The organism is Devosia albogilva (assembly GCF_042685625.1).
GTDB lineage: Bacteria > Pseudomonadota > Alphaproteobacteria > Rhizobiales > Devosiaceae > Devosia > Devosia albogilva.
On sequence record NZ_JBHUNP010000001.1, the window covers coordinates 1,942,293 to 1,962,184 of the forward strand.

General features: G+C 66.5%; 17 protein-coding genes. 7 read left to right on the plus strand and 10 right to left on the minus strand.

The annotated features are described in order from the left end of the window. Positions 1 to 20: 20 nt before the first annotated feature. From rnpA to yihA, 3 genes are read left to right on the plus strand one after another with little or no spacing between them, the layout of a single operon-like run. The gene (rnpA, locus tag ACFSX5_RS09895; RefSeq protein WP_386833177.1) at positions 21 to 407 is read left to right on the plus strand and encodes a ribonuclease P protein component; all 387 of its coding nucleotides are present in this window, start codon (positions 21 to 23) and stop codon (positions 405 to 407) included. A 7-nt stretch (positions 408 to 414) separates the two neighbouring features. Next, entirely contained in the window at positions 415 to 2,244 is a 1,830-nt protein-coding gene (yidC, locus tag ACFSX5_RS09900) for a membrane protein insertase YidC (protein WP_386833178.1), read from the plus strand. A gap of 47 nt (positions 2,245 to 2,291) precedes the next feature. Further along, the gene (gene yihA, locus ACFSX5_RS09905; RefSeq protein ID WP_386833179.1) at positions 2,292 to 2,942 is read left to right on the plus strand and encodes a ribosome biogenesis GTP-binding protein YihA/YsxC; all 651 of its coding nucleotides are present in this window, start codon (positions 2,292 to 2,294) and stop codon (positions 2,940 to 2,942) included. Positions 2,943 to 3,192: 250 nt separating this feature from the next. Here yihA and ACFSX5_RS09910 read toward each other — a convergent pair whose 3' ends face one another. From ACFSX5_RS09910 to ACFSX5_RS09925, 4 genes are all read right to left on the minus strand, one after another. Continuing rightward, complete coding sequence (locus ACFSX5_RS09910) at positions 3,193 to 3,858, minus strand: TetR/AcrR family transcriptional regulator (RefSeq protein WP_386833180.1); 666 nt, start codon at positions 3,856 to 3,858, stop codon at positions 3,193 to 3,195. Beyond that, the gene (locus ACFSX5_RS09915) at positions 3,827 to 5,353 is read right to left on the minus strand and encodes a tripartite tricarboxylate transporter permease (RefSeq protein WP_386833181.1); all 1,527 of its coding nucleotides are present in this window, start codon (positions 5,351 to 5,353) and stop codon (positions 3,827 to 3,829) included. The genes ACFSX5_RS09910 and ACFSX5_RS09915 overlap by 32 nt, the downstream gene beginning before the upstream one ends. A 14-nt stretch (positions 5,354 to 5,367) precedes the next feature. After that, positions 5,368 to 5,928: a tripartite tricarboxylate transporter TctB family protein gene (locus tag ACFSX5_RS09920; RefSeq protein ID WP_386833183.1), complete on the minus strand. Its 561-nt coding sequence runs from the start codon at positions 5,926 to 5,928 to the stop codon at positions 5,368 to 5,370. A 75-nt stretch (positions 5,929 to 6,003) separates the two neighbouring features. Then, the gene (locus ACFSX5_RS09925) at positions 6,004 to 7,041 is read right to left on the minus strand and encodes a Bug family tripartite tricarboxylate transporter substrate binding protein (protein ID WP_386833185.1); all 1,038 of its coding nucleotides are present in this window, start codon (positions 7,039 to 7,041) and stop codon (positions 6,004 to 6,006) included. Between the two features lie 210 nt (positions 7,042 to 7,251). Between ACFSX5_RS09925 and ACFSX5_RS09930 the strand changes: the two genes are divergently transcribed. The 4 genes from ACFSX5_RS09930 to ACFSX5_RS09945 all read left to right on the plus strand — a co-directional run bounded on the left by ACFSX5_RS09930 (position 7,252) and on the right by ACFSX5_RS09945 (position 11,474). After that, positions 7,252 to 7,992 carry a sulfite exporter TauE/SafE family protein gene (locus ACFSX5_RS09930; protein WP_386833186.1) on the plus strand — a complete coding sequence of 247 codons (741 nt, stop codon included), beginning with the start codon at positions 7,252 to 7,254 and terminating at the stop codon, positions 7,990 to 7,992. Positions 7,993 to 8,063: 71 nt separating this feature from the next. Beyond that, positions 8,064 to 9,215 carry a Gfo/Idh/MocA family protein gene (locus ACFSX5_RS09935; RefSeq protein WP_386833188.1) on the plus strand — a complete coding sequence of 384 codons (1,152 nt, stop codon included), beginning with the start codon at positions 8,064 to 8,066 and terminating at the stop codon, positions 9,213 to 9,215. Positions 9,216 to 9,371: 156 nt separating this feature from the next. Next, the gene (locus ACFSX5_RS09940; RefSeq protein WP_386833189.1) at positions 9,372 to 10,541 is read left to right on the plus strand and encodes a dihydrodipicolinate synthase family protein; all 1,170 of its coding nucleotides are present in this window, start codon (positions 9,372 to 9,374) and stop codon (positions 10,539 to 10,541) included. 114 nt (positions 10,542 to 10,655) lie between these two features. Beyond that, the gene (locus ACFSX5_RS09945; protein WP_386833191.1) at positions 10,656 to 11,474 is read left to right on the plus strand and encodes a sugar phosphate isomerase/epimerase family protein; all 819 of its coding nucleotides are present in this window, start codon (positions 10,656 to 10,658) and stop codon (positions 11,472 to 11,474) included. 300 nt (positions 11,475 to 11,774) lie between these two features. Here ACFSX5_RS09945 and ACFSX5_RS09950 read toward each other — a convergent pair whose 3' ends face one another. From ACFSX5_RS09950 to ACFSX5_RS09975, 6 genes are all read right to left on the minus strand, one after another. Next, a complete protein-coding gene (locus ACFSX5_RS09950) occupies positions 11,775 to 12,188 on the minus strand; it encodes a hypothetical protein (RefSeq protein WP_386833192.1) in 414 nt (137 codons plus the stop codon). 93 nt (positions 12,189 to 12,281) lie between these two features. Then, on the minus strand, positions 12,282 to 13,475 hold the full coding sequence (locus ACFSX5_RS09955; RefSeq protein WP_386833194.1) for a class I SAM-dependent RNA methyltransferase: 1,194 nt from the start codon (positions 13,473 to 13,475) through the stop codon (positions 12,282 to 12,284). A 139-nt stretch (positions 13,476 to 13,614) separates the two neighbouring features. Further along, positions 13,615 to 14,553 (minus strand): IS110 family transposase, encoded by a 939-nt coding sequence (locus ACFSX5_RS09960; protein ID WP_386831039.1) that lies wholly within the window; start codon positions 14,551 to 14,553, stop codon positions 13,615 to 13,617. A 217-nt stretch (positions 14,554 to 14,770) separates the two neighbouring features. Beyond that, complete coding sequence (locus ACFSX5_RS09965; protein WP_386833195.1) at positions 14,771 to 17,689, minus strand: FAD-binding and (Fe-S)-binding domain-containing protein; 2,919 nt, start codon at positions 17,687 to 17,689, stop codon at positions 14,771 to 14,773. Between the two features lie 178 nt (positions 17,690 to 17,867). After that, positions 17,868 to 18,587, minus strand: coding sequence for a PadR family transcriptional regulator (locus tag ACFSX5_RS09970; RefSeq protein WP_386833196.1), 720 nt, complete (start codon positions 18,585 to 18,587; stop codon positions 17,868 to 17,870). A 275-nt stretch (positions 18,588 to 18,862) separates the two neighbouring features. Continuing rightward, complete coding sequence (locus ACFSX5_RS09975; RefSeq protein ID WP_386833197.1) at positions 18,863 to 19,840, minus strand: complex I NDUFA9 subunit family protein; 978 nt, start codon at positions 19,838 to 19,840, stop codon at positions 18,863 to 18,865. Between the last annotated feature and the right edge of the window lie 52 nt (positions 19,841 to 19,892).

The window sequence follows — 19,892 nt, forward strand, 5'->3', positions numbered from 1 at the left end:
GTCCTGGCCGGATGTCGGCCATGGACCCGGTGCGGCCTCCGCTTCGCCGACTGACGAGACGTTCGCAGTTTCTCAAGGCTGCCCGGGGCAATCGCGCCGGGCGGTCTGCGTTTGGCCTGCAGGTCGTACCGGCCGCAGCGCCCGAAGCCGGCATCGGCTTCACCGTCACCAAGAAAATCGGCAACTCACCCGAGCGCAATCGCATAAAGCGGCGCCTGCGCGCGGCTGCCGCAGCTTGCGCGCGTGACTTTCGCGTCGGTCATGACTATGTGCTGGTCGGGCGGCGCGAAGCGCTGGCCGAACCCTTCGACAAGCTTGTTGCCGACCTCGGCGCGCTGATCGAGCGCGTGCATACTCCCCGGTCCGGCGGCGAGCGCCCTGCCTCCGGCCGCGGCCCACGGAACTGACAGCCAAATGACCGACAATCGCAATGTAATCCTTGCCATCGTGCTCAGCATGCTCGTGCTGTTCGGCTGGCAGTATTTCGTGGCGGGCCCGCAGCTCGAACAGGCCCAGCGCCAGGCCGAGATCGCCGCGGCCCAGCAGGCGGGTGCCGACACCTCTCTGGCAACGCCGGCAACTCCTGGCCAGGCTGCCGTTCCCGCCGCGCCGGGTGCCGTCCAGGGCTTCGAAACGCGCGAGCAGGCGCTTGCGGCCAGCCAGCGCATCACCATCGACACCGCCGATCTCGAGGGCTCGATCAATCTCACCGGCGCCCGCATCGACGATCTGCGTCTCAAGCAGTACCGCGAGACGGTCGACCCCGATTCCCCGATCATTACGCTCCTGACCCCGCAGGGACTGCCCAACGCCTATTTCGCCGAAGAAGGCTGGGTGGCCGCCAGCGGCAGCGGCATCGCCGTGCCGGATGCGCAGACCGTCTGGTCGGTCGAGGGCGACAACGCCACCCTCACCGCCGAGACTCCGGTCACCCTGGTGTGGGACAACGGCGCCGGCCTCATCTTCCGCCGCACCATCTCGGTGGACGAGCACTACCTGTTCACCGTCGAGCAGACCATCGAGAACACCGGTGCGGGCGACGTCGCGCTTTACCCCTATGCCCGGGTGATCCGCCACAACACGCCGCAGGTGCAGAACTTCTTCATCCAGCATGAAGGCCCGCACGGCGTCCTCGGCTCCAACAACCTCGTTTCGCGCAAGTATACCGACCTGCAGAACGAGCGGCAGGCGACCTTCGAGAACACCACCGGCTGGCTCGGCTTCTCCGATAAATACTGGGCCACCGCCGTCATGCCGCCCGCCGGCACCGGGCTCAACGCCCGCATGAGCTGGAACAACGCTGCCGGCTTCGACGACTACCAGACGAGCTATGTGGAGACGACGCCGGTCGTGGTTCCCGCCGGCGGCACCGCCAGCCGCGAGAGCTACCTGTTCGCCGGCGCCAAGGAAGAAGCCGTCATCAGCGCCTACGAGGACCAGTACGGCTTCGACCGACTGAACCTGCTGATCGACTGGGGCTGGTTCTGGTACCTGACCCAGCCGATGTACTATCTGCTGACCTTCCTTTACGGCATCCTCGGCAATTTCGGCCTTGCCATCCTTGCGGTGACCGTGATCGTCAAGGCGATCTTCTTCCCGCTCGCCAACCGCTCCTATGCCTCCATGGCCGCCATGCGCCGGGTGCAGCCGGAAATGAAGGCGATCCAGGAGCGTTTCAAGGACGATCGCGCTGCCCAGCAGCAGGCGATGATGGAGCTCTACCGCAAGGAAAAGATCAATCCGCTCTCGGGCTGCTGGCCGCTCCTGATCCAGATTCCGGTGTTCTTTGCCCTCTACACCGTGATCTTCATCAGCCTCGACATGCGTCACGCGCCGTTCTTCGGCTGGATCCGTGACCTTGCCGCGCCCGATCCGACCAACATCTTCACCCTGTTCGGGCTGATCCCGTGGGATCCGACCGTGATCCCGGTGATCGGTGGTTTCCTCCACCTCGGCATCTGGCCGGTGATCATGGGCATCACCATGTGGGTGCAGATGCGCCTCAATCCGCCGCCGCCGGATCCGACCCAGGCGATGATCTTCAACTGGATGCCGGTGATCTTCACCTTCATGCTGGGCACCTTCCCGGCGGGTCTGGTGATCTACTGGGCCTGGAACAACACGCTGTCGATCGCCCAGCAGTGGTTCATCATGAAGCGCCACGGCGCCGAGGTGAACCTGCTCGGCAACATCATGGACAGCTTCCGGCGCAAGCCCAAGCCGGCCCAGCCCACCAAGAGCTGATCTCATAAGGAGGCGCCGCGAGGCGCCTCTTTCGCCTGGAGACCACCATGCCGATCGACACACCCGACTTTCCGCCCGAAGCCATCGAACGCGCGCGCCTGCTGTTCGCGCGGCCCTTCGTCTTCGTGAAGGGCTGCGTGCGCATTGCTGACCTGCCGCCGATGGACCGCGTCGAGGTCGCCTTCGCCGGCCGCTCCAATGTCGGCAAGTCGAGCCTGATCAATGCCCTGTGCGGCACCTCCGCCCTGGCGCGCACCTCCAACACGCCGGGCCGCACCCAGGAACTCAACATCTTTGAAAGCACCACCGAGCCCCTGCGGCTGGTGGACATGCCCGGCTATGGCTTCGCCAAGGCCCCAGAAGACAAGGTCCGCGCCTGGACCAGTCTGATTCACCAGTATCTCATCGGCCGCGCCACCCTGCGCCGCGTCTATGTCCTCGTCGATGGCCGCCACGGCCCCAAGGACAACGACCTGTCGGTCATGAACGAACTCGACCGCGCCGCCGTCAGCTACCAGGTCGTCCTCACCAAGGCCGACAAGCCCAGCCGCACCGACCTCGACGCCGCCATCCGCGCCACCGAAACCGCCATCGCCAAGCGCCCGGCTGCCCACCCCCGCCTGATCCTCACCTCGTCGCTCAAAGGCGACGGCATCGCCGACCTCCGCACCGAAATCGCGCAACTGCTCGAAGGGTAGGGGCCCACACCGCTGCCGCATAGACCTCATGGTGAGCCTGTCGAACCACGAGGTCGCGGCCACCGCGTTGCCGACCTGGTCCTTTGACAGCTCAGGATGAGGTCTATGCGGAACCAGCGAGGCCCCAGCACAGCGTCATCCCCGCGCAGGCGGGGATCCACTCTTCCGCTGAGCTCCTGGAAAGAATGGATTCCCGCCTTCGCGGGAATGACGCCCCCTAGAAACGCACCCCGTCACAGGCGATCCAACCTTACTCCGGCTGCGTCTTCAGATAATCGATCACCATCTGCACCGCCTGCGCCTCGCGCTCCTGGACCATGGCAACGCCACTCAGATCCCGGTCGAAGATTACGCTTAGCGTCGCCATGTTGGACACATAGAAGAACCCGAGCGCCGCGATGGAGATATAGAGCTGCACCGGATCGACATCACGCCGGAAAATGCCGCTCTCCGCGCCGCGTTTGAGAATAGCCGTGATCTGCCCCACCAGCGGCGAATGCAGCGCCTTGATATCCGGCAGCGTCTTCAGAAACCGCGCATTCTCGATGTTCTCGGTGCCGAGCAGGCGCGGAAACCACGGATTGGCGAGGAAGTGCCGGAAGGTGAAGCGCACCAGCCGGTCCATAGCATCGGCAGGACCGTACTGGTCGAGGCTCAGCGCCCGCTCGCCGCGGCGGATTTCCTCATAGGCGTCGCGCAGCACCGCCCGGTAGAGGTCCTCCTTGTTGCCGAAATAGTGGTAGAGCAGCCGCTTGTTGGCGCCTGCCCGTTCGGCAATGGCGTCCACGCGCGCGCCCTCGAAGCCCCGCTCGGCAAATTCGGCCCGCCCTGCCACCAGGATGGCGGCCTTGGTGCGGGCGGAATTGCGTGTGCGCTTGGCCGGCTCAGCGCTGGGCTGCGGCGGCCGTGCGATCACGGGTGAAGAGGGCTCGGACACGACGTGACACCGCAGGAATGGACATCAGGATGGTGAAGACAATGACGAGGCAGATAACAGCGCTGATCGGACGCGTAAAGAAAGGCGACGGATCGCCATTGGTCAGCATCAGCCCGCGTCTCAGGTTCAGGTCGAGCAGGTCGCCGAGAATGATGCCGAGCACCAGTGGCGCCATCGGGTATTTCATTTCGCGCAGGATGAAGCCGACGACACCGAAGCCGATCATCACATAGACGTCGAACATGCGCTGGGTGATGGCGAACGAACCCACCACGCACAGCACATACACCACCGCCATCAGCCGTTCGCGCGGCACAGAGAGCACTGTCAGCAGTGGCTTGGTGAGGGAAAGGCCAAACACCAGAATGCCGATGGTGGAGAAGAAGAGGATCGCCACCACCTGGTAGAGGAACTCGGGGTTCTCCGTCATCAGCAGCGGGCCCGGCCGGATGCCGTGGATGAACATGGCCGCGATCAGCACTGCTGCGGCCGCCGAGCCCGGCAGCGCCAGCGTCAGCGTCGGGATCATGGCACCGGGCACCACGGCGGAATTGCCAGTCTCGGCGGCAATCAGGCCTTCCTGGCTGCCCTTGCCGAAGAGATGTGCTTCCTTGCTGCCGCGTTTGGCAGCGGCGTAGGAGGCCCAGGCGCCCACGTCCTCGCCGACCCCGGGAACGATGCCGACAAAGGTGCCGATGATCCCGGAGCGCAGCGTCGTCCACTTGTAGCGGAGCACATCGCTGAGGCGCGGCACCACGCGATCACCCGTCGAAACGATGCGGGCGTGGGCGCTGCGCTTCATGACGCCGAGAATTTCGGCGAAGCCGAAGGCGCCCACCATGGCCGGGATAAGATCGATGCCACCGCCCAGCGCCGGAATGCCGAAGGTGAAGCGCTGATGGGCATGCAGGGTCTCCATGCCCACCATCGCGACCAGCAGGCCGAGAATGCCGGCGATATAGCCCTTGAGGGGATCATCGATGGCCGTGAGCTGGCCGGAGATGATCACCCCGAACAGAGCCAGCCAGAAGAACTCGTAGGTGCCGAACTGCAGCGCGGCTTCGGCGAGCAAGGGGGCAATAAGCGCGAGCGCGACGATCCCCACCAGCGTACCGAGCGCCGACGAGGTGGTGGCGAGCCCCATCGCCATGCCGGCCTTGCCCTGCAGGGCCAGCGGGTGTCCGTCGAGGGTGGTCGCTGCACTGGCGGGCGTACCGGGGATCGACAGGAGGATGGCGGTGCGGCTGCCACCATAGATGGCACCGGAATAGAGGCACATCAGGCACAGGATCGCCTGGTCTGGTGCCATCTTGTAGGTCAGCGTCACCAGCAGGGCCACGCCCATGGTCGCAGTCAGACCGGGCAGGGCGCCGATGACGATGCCGAGCAGCGTCGCCCAGGCGATGTTGAACAGCGACAGCGGAGTGAGGAAGTGGGCGAGACCGTTGCCCAGCATGAAGAGGCCATCCAGCATGGTTCAGGTCCTCTTCAGGGAAGGCGCACGAGAAAGGCGCGTTCGAACACCAGCGTCACCACCGCGGCGGTGACAATGGCGAGGCCGAGCGCCCAGGGCAGGGAACGCAGCCATGGCCGGCGCGGCTCGGCCAGCCAGCACTCGAACACCATGATGAAGACGAAGACGAAGATGCCGGTCGCGGCCCAGAACGGCAGGTTGCCGACAAGACCCAGCGTATAGACCAGCGCCAGCACCATAACGGCCATGGCCCGGCCGGCGGCGCCGGAACCGAGCGCGCCCCCCAGGGCACGCCACCCGCCCTCGGCAGGCGCACGCAGCGACCTTAGCGCCAGAAGGCCACCGCACAGCGTCAAGGCAGCACTCAGGAGCCCCGGCACAAGCCCGGGTACCGTCAGCGGCTGAATTCGCCGCACTTCCAGCCGATCCATGGTCCAGGCGCCGTAGAAGATAGCCACGCCTAGCACCACGAAGAACAACCCTGTGAGCAGGTCGGCCTTGATCATGCCGGGGCTGTTGTCGTCGTCAGCGGCGGATAACGGGTTCTGCCCCGCCAGATTGGGTGTCTCGGTCATGTCGTGCCTGGTCGTCTGTGAAAGCCGCCCGGCGGAATGCTCCACCGGGCGGCAGGATACGTGCGCTGTTCTGGCTTACTGCGCCCCGACCTCGGTGCGGGTCTCGCAGTCGATGCCGATGGTGGAGGGGTCGTTCACGGCTTCGCCGCGCTCAACCGAAGAGCAGGCCTCCAGGATCACCACTGGCATGGCCCGTTCGCGCGCTTCGGCACCATAGGAGGGGGCGAACACGGCGCCGAACGTCTCGGCATAGGTCTGGAGCTCTTCCGAGTTCATGACCTCTTCTTCCCAGATGCGATCGACGGTGGCGATCACCTCATCGGGCACACCGGTGGGGATGAAGATGCCGAAATAGTCGGGCGCCAGTTCCATATCCGGCAGCCATTCGGTGATCGGCGGGATCGGGTCGACGCCCTCGAGCACCAGCGGCTCATCCGACAGCACGGCCAAAGCCTTGAGACGCCCGCCTCGGATCAGTTCGGTCTGTTCTACCGCGAGCTGCGTCGTCGCCATCGCCTCGCCGGAAGCGGTGGCAATCGCCGCCGGCCCGCCGCCGTCATAGGTGATCATGTTGTACTCGAACCCTTCAGCCGCGTCGGACAGGGCCGCGATGGCCGTGCCGCCCGAGGAGGTGATGCCGGCCGTCGCGACCGTGATCTCGCCGCCACGGGTGTGGAAGGCCTCAAGCAACTGGCCGAAATCCTCGAACTCGCTGTTGGCGGGCACGCTCACCACCGGCACGTTGGCGACCGACAGGTAGATGTGCCAGTCGTCGATATTGGTGCCCTCAAGCAGGCCCGTCACCGAATAGGTGGCGTTGTTGGCGATGGCGTTGGCCGTCCAGGTGTAGCCGTCACGCGGTGCGTTCAGCACTTCCTGGGTGCCGATGGCGCCGGAAGCACCGGGCTGGTTCACCACCACCACCTCGACGCCGAGCGCCTCGGCGAGAATGGGGGCGGTCACGCGGGTCACCTGGTCGGTGGAGCCGCCGGCGCCCCACGGCACGATCAGGTTGATCGGCCGATCGGGCTGCCATTCCTGGGCTACTGCAAAACCTGTTGTCAGCATCAATGCCGGCGTCATTGCCAGCAAAGAGCGGGTGAATCGAGACATTCAAGTCCTCCCGTTTGTTCTGCGGCCGCGCGGTTTCCGTCTTTGGCCGTCTGCCGCAAGAGTGCTGCCGCCAAACGACGCTGTCAACCAAGTAACCACACGGTTAGCTTGACACGGCCTCGGCGCCAGCGGATTTTGGCCGCTGTCAGGCCGTTGCGGCCCGATCCGCCCGCTCTTGCGCCGGCGTGAAGAACCGGCGAGGGAACAAGGATGGACTGGACCGGCATTCTGGTCATGGTGCTGGCGCTGGGGGCAGGGGCTGTGGTCAAGGGCGCCTCGGGCATGGGCCTGCCGCTGATCGCCCTGCCGGTGATCACCGCCTTTTTCGGCCTGCAGCACGCCATCGGGCTGATGGTCATTCCGCTGATCGCCACCAATGCCTGGCAGGTCTGGCGCTTCCGCCGCGAGGCGGGCAATCCGCGCCTCGCCTTCATGCCCGTCTTCCTCGTCGCCGGTGCGCTCGGCATCGGCCTCGGCACCTGGGCTCTCACCAGCCTGCCGGAGCGCCTGCTGGTCCTCGGTCTTGGTTGCCTCCTGCTCACCTATGTGGGGCTTCGCCTCGCCACACCGCACTGGTCGCTGCCGCTCCCGCTGGCCAAGCGCCTCGCGCCCTTCACTGGCATCGGCGGCGGCATTCTCCAAGGCGCCACCGGCGTCTCCGGCCCCATTGGCATGACCTATATCCACGCAATGGCGCTCGATCGCGACGCCATGGTCTTCGCCGTCTCCGCCATGTTCTTCGTCCTCGCCGCGGTGCAACTGCCATCGCTCTGGGTGGCCGGCGTCTTGCAGCCGGAATGGATGTTGCAGGGCGTCTTTGCGCTCGTGCCCATCTTCCTGCTGATGCCGGTGGGGCAGTGGGTCGGCACCCGCCTCAGCCGCCGCGCCTTCGATCGCATGATCCTGGTGTTCCTCGCCGCCATCGGCCTCAAAATGGTGCTCGGCCTCTAGCGCGACCCCGCTTGACGAGCCGCGGCCGCCATGTATAAGTAACCAACCAGTTACACCGGAGGGGATACACTATGGCGGAACGGCGCCTCGGTCTCATCATGCATGGCGTCACCGGACGCATGGGTTACAACCAGCACCTGGTGCGCTCGATCCTGGCGATCCGCGACCAGGGCGGCGTCGTCCTGTCCAATGGCGACCGGCTCGTGGTCGATCCGATCATCGTCGGCCGCGACCGCGAGAAGATGCAGCGCCTCGCCGAAAAGCACGGCATCCAGCGCTGGTCGACCGATCTCGATGCCGCCCTCGCCAACCCCGATGACACGGTGTTCTTCGATGCCGGCACCACGCTGATGCGCGCCGGCCTGATCGAAAAGGCCCTGGCCGCCGGCAAGCACGTCTACTGCGAAAAGCCCACCTCGGATTCGCTCGACATCGCCGTCGATCTCGCCAAGAAGGCCCGCGCCTCCGGCCTCAAGCACGGCGTGGTGCAGGACAAGCTGTTCCTGCCCGGCCTGATGAAGCTCAAGATGCTGCGCGACTCCGGCTTCTTCGGCCAGATTCTCTCCGTGCGCGGCGAGTTCGGCTACTGGGTGTTCGAGGGTGACTGGCAGAAAGCCCAGCGCCCGAGCTGGAACTACCGCAAGGCCGATGGCGGCGGCATCATCATCGACATGCTGTGCCACTGGCGCTACGTGCTCGACAACACCTTCGCGCCGGTCAAGGCCGTCTCCTGCCTCGGCGCCACCCACATCCCCGAGCGCGTCGACGAAAAGGGCAATCGCTTCCAGGCCGACACCGACGACGCGGCCTACGCCACCTTCGAACTCGAGGGGGGCATCATCGCCCAGGTCAATTCCAGCTGGACCACCCGCGTCCGCCGCGACGACCTCGTCACCTTCCACGTCGACGGCACCCACGGCTCCGCCGTTGCGGGCCTGCACAAGTGCTGGACCCAGCATCGCGTCAACACCCCCAAGCCGGTGTGGAACCCCGACCAGCCGCAGACCATGAACTTCTTCGACGACTGGGAAGAAGTGCCGGACAACTGGCCCGCCGAGAACGGCTTCAAGGCGCAGTGGGAGATGTTCCTCAAGCACGTGGCCGAGGATGCTCCCTGGGAGTTCGGCCTCGAAGCCGGCGCCAAGGGCGTCCAACTCGCCGAACTAGGCCTCCAGAGCTGGGCCGAACGCCGCTGGCTCGACGTGCCCGAACTGCAGTTCTGACGAACCTCGACGGGGAAGCCCCCTCACCCGTCTCGCGCTGACGCGCGATCCACCCTCTCCCGCGAGGGGAGAGGGGGCACAGTGCCAGCCACGCCCACGGCGTCCTCCTTCTCCCCTTGCGGGAGAAGGTGCCCGAAGGGCGGATGAGGGGTTACGATGCCCACGATCAACCTGCCCAATCCCGACCGCTCGATCAGCCCCTACACCTTGAGCGGCGATCCCATTCCCTTCGTCAAGTTCAAGGCCACCGACTTCCCGCGCATCGCCTTCGCCGCGGCGCACGTGGTCGCCGACCCTCTCGCCAGCAACGATCCCTGGCTCACCCCCGCCATCGACTGGGACGAAACCGTCGCCTTCCGCCATCGCCTGTGGGATCTCGGCCTCGGCGTCGCCGAAGCCATGGATACCGCCCAGCGCGGCATGGGCCTGACCTGGACCGACGCGCAGGAACTGATCCGCCGCTCGCAGGCCGAAGCCCGCACCCGCGATGATGCGCTGATCGCCTATGGCGCCGGCACCGATCACCTTGCGCCCGGCCCCGGTGTCACCATCGACGACATCATCCGCGCCTATGAGGAGCAGGTCGGGTTCGTGGAGGGGCAGGGCGGCCGCGTCATCCTGATGGCGAGCCGTGCCCTCGCCGCCGCGGCAAAATCCCCCGACGACTATGCCCGCGTCTATGGCCGCATCCTTTCGCAGGTCCAGCAGCCGGTGATTCTCCACTGGCTCGGCGAGATGTTCGATCCGGCCCTCGAGGGCTATTGGGGCTGCGCCGACCACGACGCCGCCATGGATGTCTGCCTCGACGTCATCGCCGCCAATGCCGACAAGGTCGATGGCATCAAGATCTCGCTGCTCTCCGCCGACAAGGAGATCGCCATGCGCCGCCGGCTGCCGGAAACGGTAAAGATGTATACCGGCGACGACTTCAACTATGCCGAACTGATCGCTGGCGACGACCAGGGCTATTCCCACGCCCTGCTCGGCATCTTCGATGCCATTGCCCCCGCCGCCTCGGCGGGTCTTGCCGCCCTTGGCCGCGGCAACACCAACGAGTTCTTCGACCTCCTGGAGCCGACCGTCCCGCTCAGCCGCCACATCTTTGCGGCGCCCACCCGGTTCTACAAGACCGGGGTGGTGTTCCTCGCCTATCTCAATGGCCTGCAGGACCATTTCGCCATGATCGGCGGCCAGCAGTCGACCCGTTCGCTGCAGCACCTCGCCGAGTTGTTCCGGCTCGCGGACAAGGCCCGCGTCCTTGCCGATCCCGAACTCGCCACGCGCCGCATGCGCGATGTTCTCGCCGTTCATGGGGTGTCTGCATGATTGTCCCGGAGCTTGTGCTTGGTGCTTCCCTCCCCCTTGAGGGGAGGGACCGAGGGAGGGGGTCGCGCGGTGCATCCCCGATGGAGCCCCACCCCCAACGCCGAGGCTGCGCCAATGACTGAAATCTCCCTGAATCTCGCCACCACCCGTGGCCAGTGGGGTTTTGCCGAGGCCGTCGAAGGCTGCCTCCGTCACGGCATCACCGCCATCTCCCCCTGGCGCGACCAGATCGCCGCCATCGGGCTGGATGAAGCCGCTCGCATCGTGCGCGACAACAAGCTGCGCGTCACCGGCGTCTGCCGCGGTGGCATGTTCCCTGCCGAAACCGCCGAGGGCCGGCAGAAGGCCATCGACGACAACCTGCGCGCCATCGACGAGGCGGCCGCGCTCAACGCCGACTGCCTGGTGCTGGTGGTGGGCGGCCTCCCCGGCTCCAGCAAGGACCTGCCCGGCGCCCGCCGCATGGTCGCGGACGGCATCGCCGCCATGCTGCCCCACGCCAAGGCCTCTGGTGTGAAAATCGCCATCGAGCCGCTGCACCCGATGTATGCCGCCGACCGCGCCTGCGTGAACACCATCGATCAGGCGCTCGACATCTGCGAGACCCTGGGCGAAACCGTCGGCGTCGCCATCGACGTCTACCACGTCTGGTGGGACCCCAACCTCGAGCGCGCCATCCAGCGCGCCGGCCGCATGAAGCGTATCTTCGCCCACCACATCTGCGACTGGCTGGTGCCCACCCGCGACATGCTCAACGACCGCGGCATGATGGGCGACGGTGTCATCGACCTCAAGTCCATCCGCGCCATGATCGAAGCCGCCGGCTACCACGGCCCCCAGGAAGTGGAGATCTTCTCCACCGAAAACTGGTGGAAGCGCCCCGGCGACGAAGTGCTTGAGGTCATCAAGGACCGCGTAGCGACGGTTTGCTGAGGCGTCAGTGCCCGCAACCTCCTCCTTCGACAAGCTCAGGATGAGGTCTACGAAGCATCGGCGCGCGCCGCATTCCCGTAGACCTCATGGTGAGCCCGTCGAACCACGAGGTCGCGGCCCCAGACCTCTCCCCCTTCGCCCTCAGGGGAGAGGTGACCCGCGTTCAACAAGCCATTGGCCCCGATCTCTCCTCTCCCTCCCCCTTCAGGGGGAGGTAAGGTGGCGGTGCTGCCGAGCGCGCCACCAAACAAAAACCCCGGCCAGAGCCGGGGTCCTTGTACAACTCGATGAACCAGCGCCTTACGACGCCTTGTTGAACACCAGCGTCTGGCACAGGATCGCCGCGCGGCAGCCCTGGATTTCCACCGTATCGGGACCCGTCTGGGTGATCGTCGCCTTGGCTTCTTGGCCGTCGAAAATCACCGTGCCTTCCCAGGTGTTCGGGCCCGTCGGCTGCGCCTGCATCACCTGCTGACCCACATAGGCGAGGTTCTCTTCGGTGCGCGATTCACCCTGGATGTCGTTGAGCACGCCGCACAGGGCAGTGCCTTCACCGCAGGCGGAGAAGGTGAACGAAGTACCGTACTCGTCGACGAACACGCCCTGGGGCGGCTCGATCCGGTTGGTCCGCAGCGACTGCTGCTGGGCGAAAGTCGGCACGATGGTTGCGGCGCACAGCGCCGCAACGGCAAGACCGGTCTTGAACAATTGCATTTTGGAAGGCTCCATTTCGTAGCGGCGCCCCACCGCACAAAGCTGATCGTGTTAGGATGCCTGTCCCAACGCCACCTCCGCGCCTGGGTTGCGCTAGCGCCGAAAAGTTGAAGCGATTTCAACGTGGGTTGATTGGGTGAACTGGTCCACCGCCACCAGATCCTCGAGGCTGAACCCCGCCTTCACCAGTGTCGCCGCGTCGCGGGCAAAGGTCCGCGCATCACAGGCCACCATCACCACCAGCTTCACCTTCGAGGCGGCGATCTCCTTCACCTGCGCCTCGGCGCCGGCCCGGGGCGGATCGAGCACCACCGCATCATAGTCGAGCTCGAACCGGGTCAACGGATCGCGGAACAGGTCGCGCGGCTTGGCGGTGATCGCCTTCAGCCCCTTGGCGTGCCGCCTGGCCTTGTCGAGCGCCATGACCGCGGCCTTGTCACTGTCGGCGGCAAACACCGGCGCCTGCTCGGCGAGCCGCAAGGCGAAGGGTCCCACTCCGCAGAACAGGTCGGCGACCCGCTTGGCCTTGCCCACGGCACCGATCACATACTCAGCCAATGCCGCTTCCGCTTCTGCCGTTGCCTGAAGAAAGCTGCCGATCGGCAGTTCCACCTCGTCCCGGCCCATGCCGATCACCGGCGGCGCATGCATCAGCACCATCTCGCCATTGAGCGCCAGTCGCGCCAGCCGGAAGCGGGTAGCGACGGGCACCAGCCGCTCCGGCCGCGCCTGCTTCTTTTCCGTGCGGACCGCCACGTCGAGCCCGCTCAGCGTCGCCGTGAAGCTGACATCGGCCTCCCCGATCGCCTCCTGCACCGCCCGGGTGATCTCGGGCGCCTTGTCGAGCGCCGGCACCAGGATCGGGCACTGGTCGATCGGGTGCACCTGATGGCTCCGGAGCCGCATATAGCCGGCACCCTCGCGCCGTGCATGCAGTGTCGCCCGCCTGCGGCCATCCCCGGCCGCGTCGATGAAGCGGATGACCTCGGCTTCCAGCCCGGCCTGCCGGAGCGGCGTCTCCACCAGCCCGATCTTGAAGGCCTCGTAGGCGGGCCGCGCCAGATGCTGCAACTGGCAGCCACCGCAGCGGCCGAAATGCGGGCAGAACGGCACCTGCCGGTCGGGGGAGGGCTCGACCAGTTCGACCAGCGTGCCGCGGTCGCCCTCGGCCTCCACCACCACCGTCTCCCCCGGCAGCGCCAGCGGCACGAAGACGCGGCGCCCGTCGACCTCGGCAAGGCCTTCGCCCTTGTGGCCGAGGCCGGTGATGGTGGCGGTGTGGATCATGGGCGGTCAGTAAAGCGGTGCTGCGACGGAGACAAGCAGCTCTCTCGCAGACCTCATGGTGAGCTTGTCGAACCACGAGGTCGGTGACACCGTGGCGGCGACCTCGTCCTTCGACAGGCTCAGAATGAGCAACCATTAGCTATGGGGTCCAGGGTTGGCCTCGTTGCAGAACGGTGTTGGCGAAGATGACGAGTTTTCGAGCGCAGGCGACGAGGGCGAGCTTGTGGGGTTTGCCAGCGGCAGTAAGGCGGGCATAGAGCGCCATGAGTTGGCGGTTCCATCGATAGGCGGCAGGCAGGGCCGCGGCGTAGAGAGCCTGCCGGGGGCGGGCACGGCCGCCGGCGATGTGGCGCCGCCCGTGATGCTTGCCGCTGTCGTGGTCGAACGGTGCCAACCCGATCAGGGCAGCGGCCTGTTCACGGCTGATGCTGCCCAGTTCCGGCATGGCGATCAGCAAGGCCAAGGCGGTCGGTATGCCGATGCCGGGGACGGAGAGCAGCAGATCGAGCCGCCGCCCGAGAGCCTTGTCGGCCCGCACCGCCCGTTCCAGCCGGCGCCGTTCGTCGCGCAGGCGGGCCTTGAGTGCGGCAATGTCAGCGGCAACCAGGCTGGCAAGACGGGTATCGTGCAGATGCTCGAGCCGGGTCTTGAGCCGGGCGATGTCCTGGACCAGCTGGTCGATGAAGACCAGATGCTCGTGCAAGCCGGCCAGTGTCGGATCGGCAGCCGCCCTGTCCATCCCGAACAGGACGGTGAAGGCAGCAATCACCCGGGCATCCAGCCGGTCGTTCTTGGCGCGCTGCAACCGCATGCGGGCAAACAGGCGTACCTGCAGCGGCTGGTGCAGGATCACCTTGAACCCGGCCTCCCGCAAAGCCGCGACCACGCCACGTTCGTAGCCGCCGCTGGCTTCGATGCCGACCCGATCGACACCGGCCTTGAGCAACCACTCCGCCGCCGCTTGCCATCCGGCCGCGTCATTGTTCACCCGCAGCCATCCCTCGCCGGGCGTCACCGCCAGATCAAGAGCTGCCTTGCCGGTATCGATCCCGGCCACAAATGTGCTAGAATGGCTCATCTTCCTCGTCCCGTCCTTGCAATGCGAACCCTGGGTTCAATCAACCATGCGGGCCCGATGAAGACTGACGGCAACGATCCCGCTCATCCTCAGACAAAGGTGCACACCACCAGTCTGGGTCTACCTCGATCCGATGCCGCCGCCGCGGCCTGGTGTCGAACAGGCCGCGGCACCCCCACATTCGCACATCCCGCTAATACAAGGTCTACCGAAGAGCTCACCCCTCCCGCGTGGCCCATTCCAGCAGGCTTACCAGCGCCACGAACGGGACGCCGGCATGCTCGGTCAGCCCCGAGGCGCAGGTCGACACCGTCGACACCCCGATCTCGCAACCCTCGGGAATATCGCCCTTCACGCGACGCGTCGCATGCGCGTTGAGCTCCGGTACGAACAATCCCTTGTCGCCCGCATAGCCGCAGCAGGTGACCGAGTTCAGCACCGCAACCTGTTCGGCACAAGCTGCCGCCACTGCCTCGGTCGCCGGCTGCTCCTTGAGCCGTTGCGCCGAACAATTGTGATGCACCGCCACCACCGGAAGGCGCTGCGTCACGGTCAGCCGCGGCAACAGATGCTCCACCACGAACAGCCCCGAATCCATCACTGTCGCCCCGCCGGGCACCGCCGCCAGGTGCTTGGCGCAGGTCGAGGCATCAGTGACCACCGGCAGCATCTGGCCACCCACGTCCGACAGCCTGGCCACCAGTTCGCCGCCGACCCGGTCGGCCTCCGCCGGGAAGCCCTTGGACTGGAATGGCTGCCCGCAGCACTGGCCGTTGACGCCCTCGGGCATCACCACCTCGTAGCCGGCGCGCTCCAGCAGCGCCACCATGGCATCGGGTCCGCTCAACAGCTTCAGCCGCGTCTCCGGCGCCCCGAACATGCGGCTGGGGCAGGCGGGGAAATAGACGATCCGTGGCCGGCCGGACTGTGCGATCGGTACCGGAAAACCGGTCGAACGCGGGTCTTGCCGCGATTCCTTCAGCTTCGGCGCGCCGGGGCCGCGATGCAGCGCCCGCGACACGCGCGGCACCCGCTTGCCGGTGAGCCGCCGCGCCGCGTCGGTGATTGCCTCGACCGCCGGCGCTGGAATGACCGCCCGCGCCGCATCGGCAAGGCCAACGCCGCCGCGCATCATGGTTTCCACCGCGCCACGATGGCCGGCGACGAACCCCGCTACCGCCTCGGCGGTGTCGCCGCGCCGCCGCGCCCGCTCGCCCATGATCATGGTGCCGGTCTCGATGCCGACCGGGCAGCGCAGCGAGCACAAATTGCACGCGGCACAGGTGTCGAGCCCGGGATACTGGAAGTCCGCATCGAACCGCGCCAGGCGCTCGGGGTCCTCGCCCGTTTCGCGCAGCCGCTCCCGCTCGCGGGTGACCGCGATGCGCTGGCGCGGAGTCAGCGTCATGTGGTGGCTGGGGCAGGCCGGTTCGCAGAACCCGCATTCGATGCACATGTCGACGATCTCGTCTGCCAGCGGCATGACCTTGAGGTTCTTCACGTGGATCTTGGGGTCGTCGTTGAGCAACACGCCGGGATTGAGCAGCCGTTCAGGATCGAACAGCGCCTTGATCCGGTGCATGATCCGGTAGGCCTTCTCGCCCCACTCCGCCTCGACGAACGGCGCAATGGCGCGGCCGGTGCCGTGCTCGGCCTTGAGCGAGCCGCCATAACGGACCGAGACCAGTTCCGACAGCTCCTGGTTGAAGCGGTCGAATTTCTCCGCCGCGCCCGCCTGGGCGAAGTTGTCGCTCATCTGGAAATGGAGGTTTCCGGCCAGAGCGTGCCCGAAGATGATCGCATCCTCGTAGCCATGGGCATCGAGAAGGTTGCGCATGTCGACCACGAACTCGGCCAGCCGCTCGATCGGCGCCGCCACGTCTTCGGTCAGCATCGAGGTGCCCTTGGGCCGTGCCGCGCCACCGGAGGTGAAGAAGCCCTTGCGGATGTCCCACAGGGCGTGGCTGCGCAACTCGTCGGTCGAAAGATCGATATGGGTGGCGCCATGGCGCGCGAGCAGCGCCTCGGCCTTGGCGACTTCCACCGCCAGCGTTTCGGCATCGGGCGCCGTCACGTCGATCAGCACCGCCGGGGAAGTATCGGTCAGCCACGGCAACAGCGGCGCCATCGGGGCAAGGTGCTCCACCGTCGCCAGCGCCCGCCGCTCGATATATTCCGCCGCGGTGATCCCGGTCGTGACCTGCACCCCGCCATTGCTCATCTCGATGATGGCGCGGCCAGCGGCCTCCGGGTCGGGGAAGGGGATCAGCCCCGTCGCCTTGAACGGGTGCTCGGGCACGGTGTTGTAGGTCACCTCCGACACGAAGCCGAGCGTGCCCTCCGAGCCCACCATCAGGTGGATCAGGATCTCGAGCGGGTCATGGTAGTCGACCAGCGCATTGAGCGAATAGCCGACCGTGTTCTTGATCCGGTATTTGCGGCGGATCAGCGCCACCAGTTCGGAGTCGGCCATCACCTCGTGGTGCAGCCGGTGGATTTCCTCCAGCATCGCCGCATGCGTGACCCGGAAACTGTCGCAGCTCGCCGCATCGCCCGAGTCGAGCACCGTGCCGTCGGTCAGCACGATCCGGAGCCGCGCCATGGTGTGGTAGGTGTTCTGCGCCACCCCGCAGCACATGCCGGACGAGTTGTTGTTGACCACCCCGCCGATCTTGCAGGTGGCCTGCGAGGCCGGGTCCGGCCCGATCTTGCGGTTGAACGGCTTCAGCGCCCGGTTGGCCTCGGCAACGATGATCGCCGGCCCCAGCGTGATCCGGTCGGCCCCGTCGTGAATCTGGAGCTTGCGCCAGCCATCGCCCAGCACCGCCAGCACGCCGTCGGTCAACGCCTGGCCGCTCAGCGACGTCCCCGCTGCCCGGAAGGTCACCGGCAGCCCTTCGGCGCGAGCGGCGCGGAACACCGCCCGCACCTCGTCCTCGGAATTGACGAACACCACCGCCGCCGGGATCAGCCGGTAGGAACTGGCGTCCCCGCTCCAGGCATAGGTCATCAGCGGATCGGTATACATCCGCCCGCGGATTTGACCTTCGAGACGGGCGACGACCCGTTCACCGGCCGCCTGACGGTCGGGCGTTTGCGCCTTGGGCTGGGTCGAGGAGAGAACGGCTTGCTGCATGCCCCTGCACTAACATGTTAGCGCATCGCTGCGAAGCCACCCTTTTGCACCCCCAGGCGACTGTGTGCGGCGGCCCCTACCTAAGGCGGAGGGAGCGGTCGGTGGCTGTCCGGATGCCGAGGCGAACTCGATACAGCCCCTCCCCCGCATGCGGGGGAGGTTGGGTGGGGTATTCGGACTAAACGTCCACCTCGTCTTCTCCAAGCGCCTCGACCTCGCGCGCCGCCCGCGCCAGGATTTCGGCGGCACGGCGCTGCTGGTCCTCGCCGAAATGCCGCGCCTTGCGCAGCGCCTCTTTGACCGAGCGTCGGGCGTCGTTGAGCTCAGGCACAACGCCCTGAAGATCACGATCGCCTCCGGCCGGCTCGGGGCCCCAGCCCGGACCCATGCCTCGGCGGCCGGCACGAAACCCATCGCGCTCGCCGCCTTCACCGCCGAACGGCCAGTCGGCCTTGGCAAACTCCCGGAACCGGTTCATCTGCTCGCCGGCCTTGGCGAGGAAATTCAGCGTCGAGTCGATCGCCTCGCGGTTGTCGGCAAGGTGTGAGCGGCCGTTGTCGGTGATGGTGTAGAGCTTCTTGTTGCCGCTGGCCTCGGAGGTCACGTAGCCCGCTTCCTCGAGATAGGTCAGCGCCGGATAGACGATGCCCGGGCTCGGCGAATAAAAGCCGGCCGATCGGTCCTCGATCGCCTTGATCAGGTCATAGCCGTGCCGCGGCTGCTGCTCGATCAAATAGAGCGCCACCAGCCGCACGTCGCCCGCGGCCAGCATGCGCCCGATGCGGAAATTGCCGCCCCAGCCCTCGCCCTCGAGCCCCGAGGCGAACCGCCCCCAGCCGCGTCGCGCCATCTGCTCCAGCCGGCGCCAGTTCGGCTCTCCATTGCGAAAATCGTTCATGGTCCTGTCTCCTTTCGGTGCGCCACTGCGCCATTGGGTCAGGAGGTCGGAACCCCGGAGAACAGTTTCAAGATATATCTTAAGAAGAATCGCGTGAGGGCCGCCGACGACTAGCCGCAACCTCGTGGCTCGACAAGCTCACATGCGGCTATGGGAACTCAGCACCCTCGCAGACCTCATCCTGAGCCTGTCGAAGGACGAGGTCGGTAACACCACCCCAAAACAAAACCGCCGAACCCGCGTCCGGCGGCTTCGACTCCCTCTGGCGGTGCCCCTTACGGCCGCACGCCCTCGGCGTCGGTAGTCGGCCGGTCGAATTCCCCGTGCGGGCGGAAGCGCCACAGATAGGTCGGCAGGATGGTTGCCATGCCCACCGGCGGAATGCCGAAGCCGGCCAGCGTCCGCTTGTCCTTGATCGCTGCGTCGGAGACGACGTTGTCCACATGCAGCAGCCGCACCTGGTCGGTGGTGATCGGGCCACCCGGCACCATCGACATCAGCCGCGCAATCGCCGTCGGCACCGGCAGCAGCGGACGGTTGCGCCCGCTTTCCTTGAGGATCAGCGACAGCAGCTCGCGATGGGTCACCACCTCGGGTCCGCCGAGCTCATAGATGCGGCCTACCTTCACCGAGCCTTCCGCGGCCAGCGCGATCGCCTGCGCCACGTCGCCGACATAGACGGGCTGGAAACGGGTCTTGCCGCCGATCAGCGGCATCACCGGCAGGATGCGGGCAAAGCCGGCCATCATGTTGAAGAAGCCATCGTCCTGGCCGAAGATCAGCGACGGGCGCATGATCACCGCGTCCGGGAAGGCCTCGCGCACCCGCGCCTCGCCATCGAGCTTGCTCCGGGCATAGCGGCTGACCTCGGCGGCGGCATCGACGCCCAGCGCCGACATGTGCACCAGCGACGCGGCGCCGGCGGCCCGCGCCTCGCGGGCCACGGTTGCTGCGCCTTCCACATGCACCGCCTCGAACGTCTGCGGCCCGCTATCCTTGCCGACGCCAACAAGGTTGATGACGATATGGGCGCCCTCGACGGCGCGGCGCACCGACTCGGCATTGCGGATATTGGCCTGGATCGGATGGATCTGGCCGACATTGCCGAACATGCGGGTGTGGATGGCCAGGTTCGGTCGCCGCACGGCGACGCGGACGCGGTGACCGCGCCGCGCCAGTTCCTGGACCACTTGCGTGCCGACAAAGCCTCCGCCGCCGAAGATGGTGACAAGCTTTGACTGGTAGCGCTCCATGGACCGGCTCCACTGCGATCGAGGGGGAATTGCCCGCTTCTAGCGTAACGCC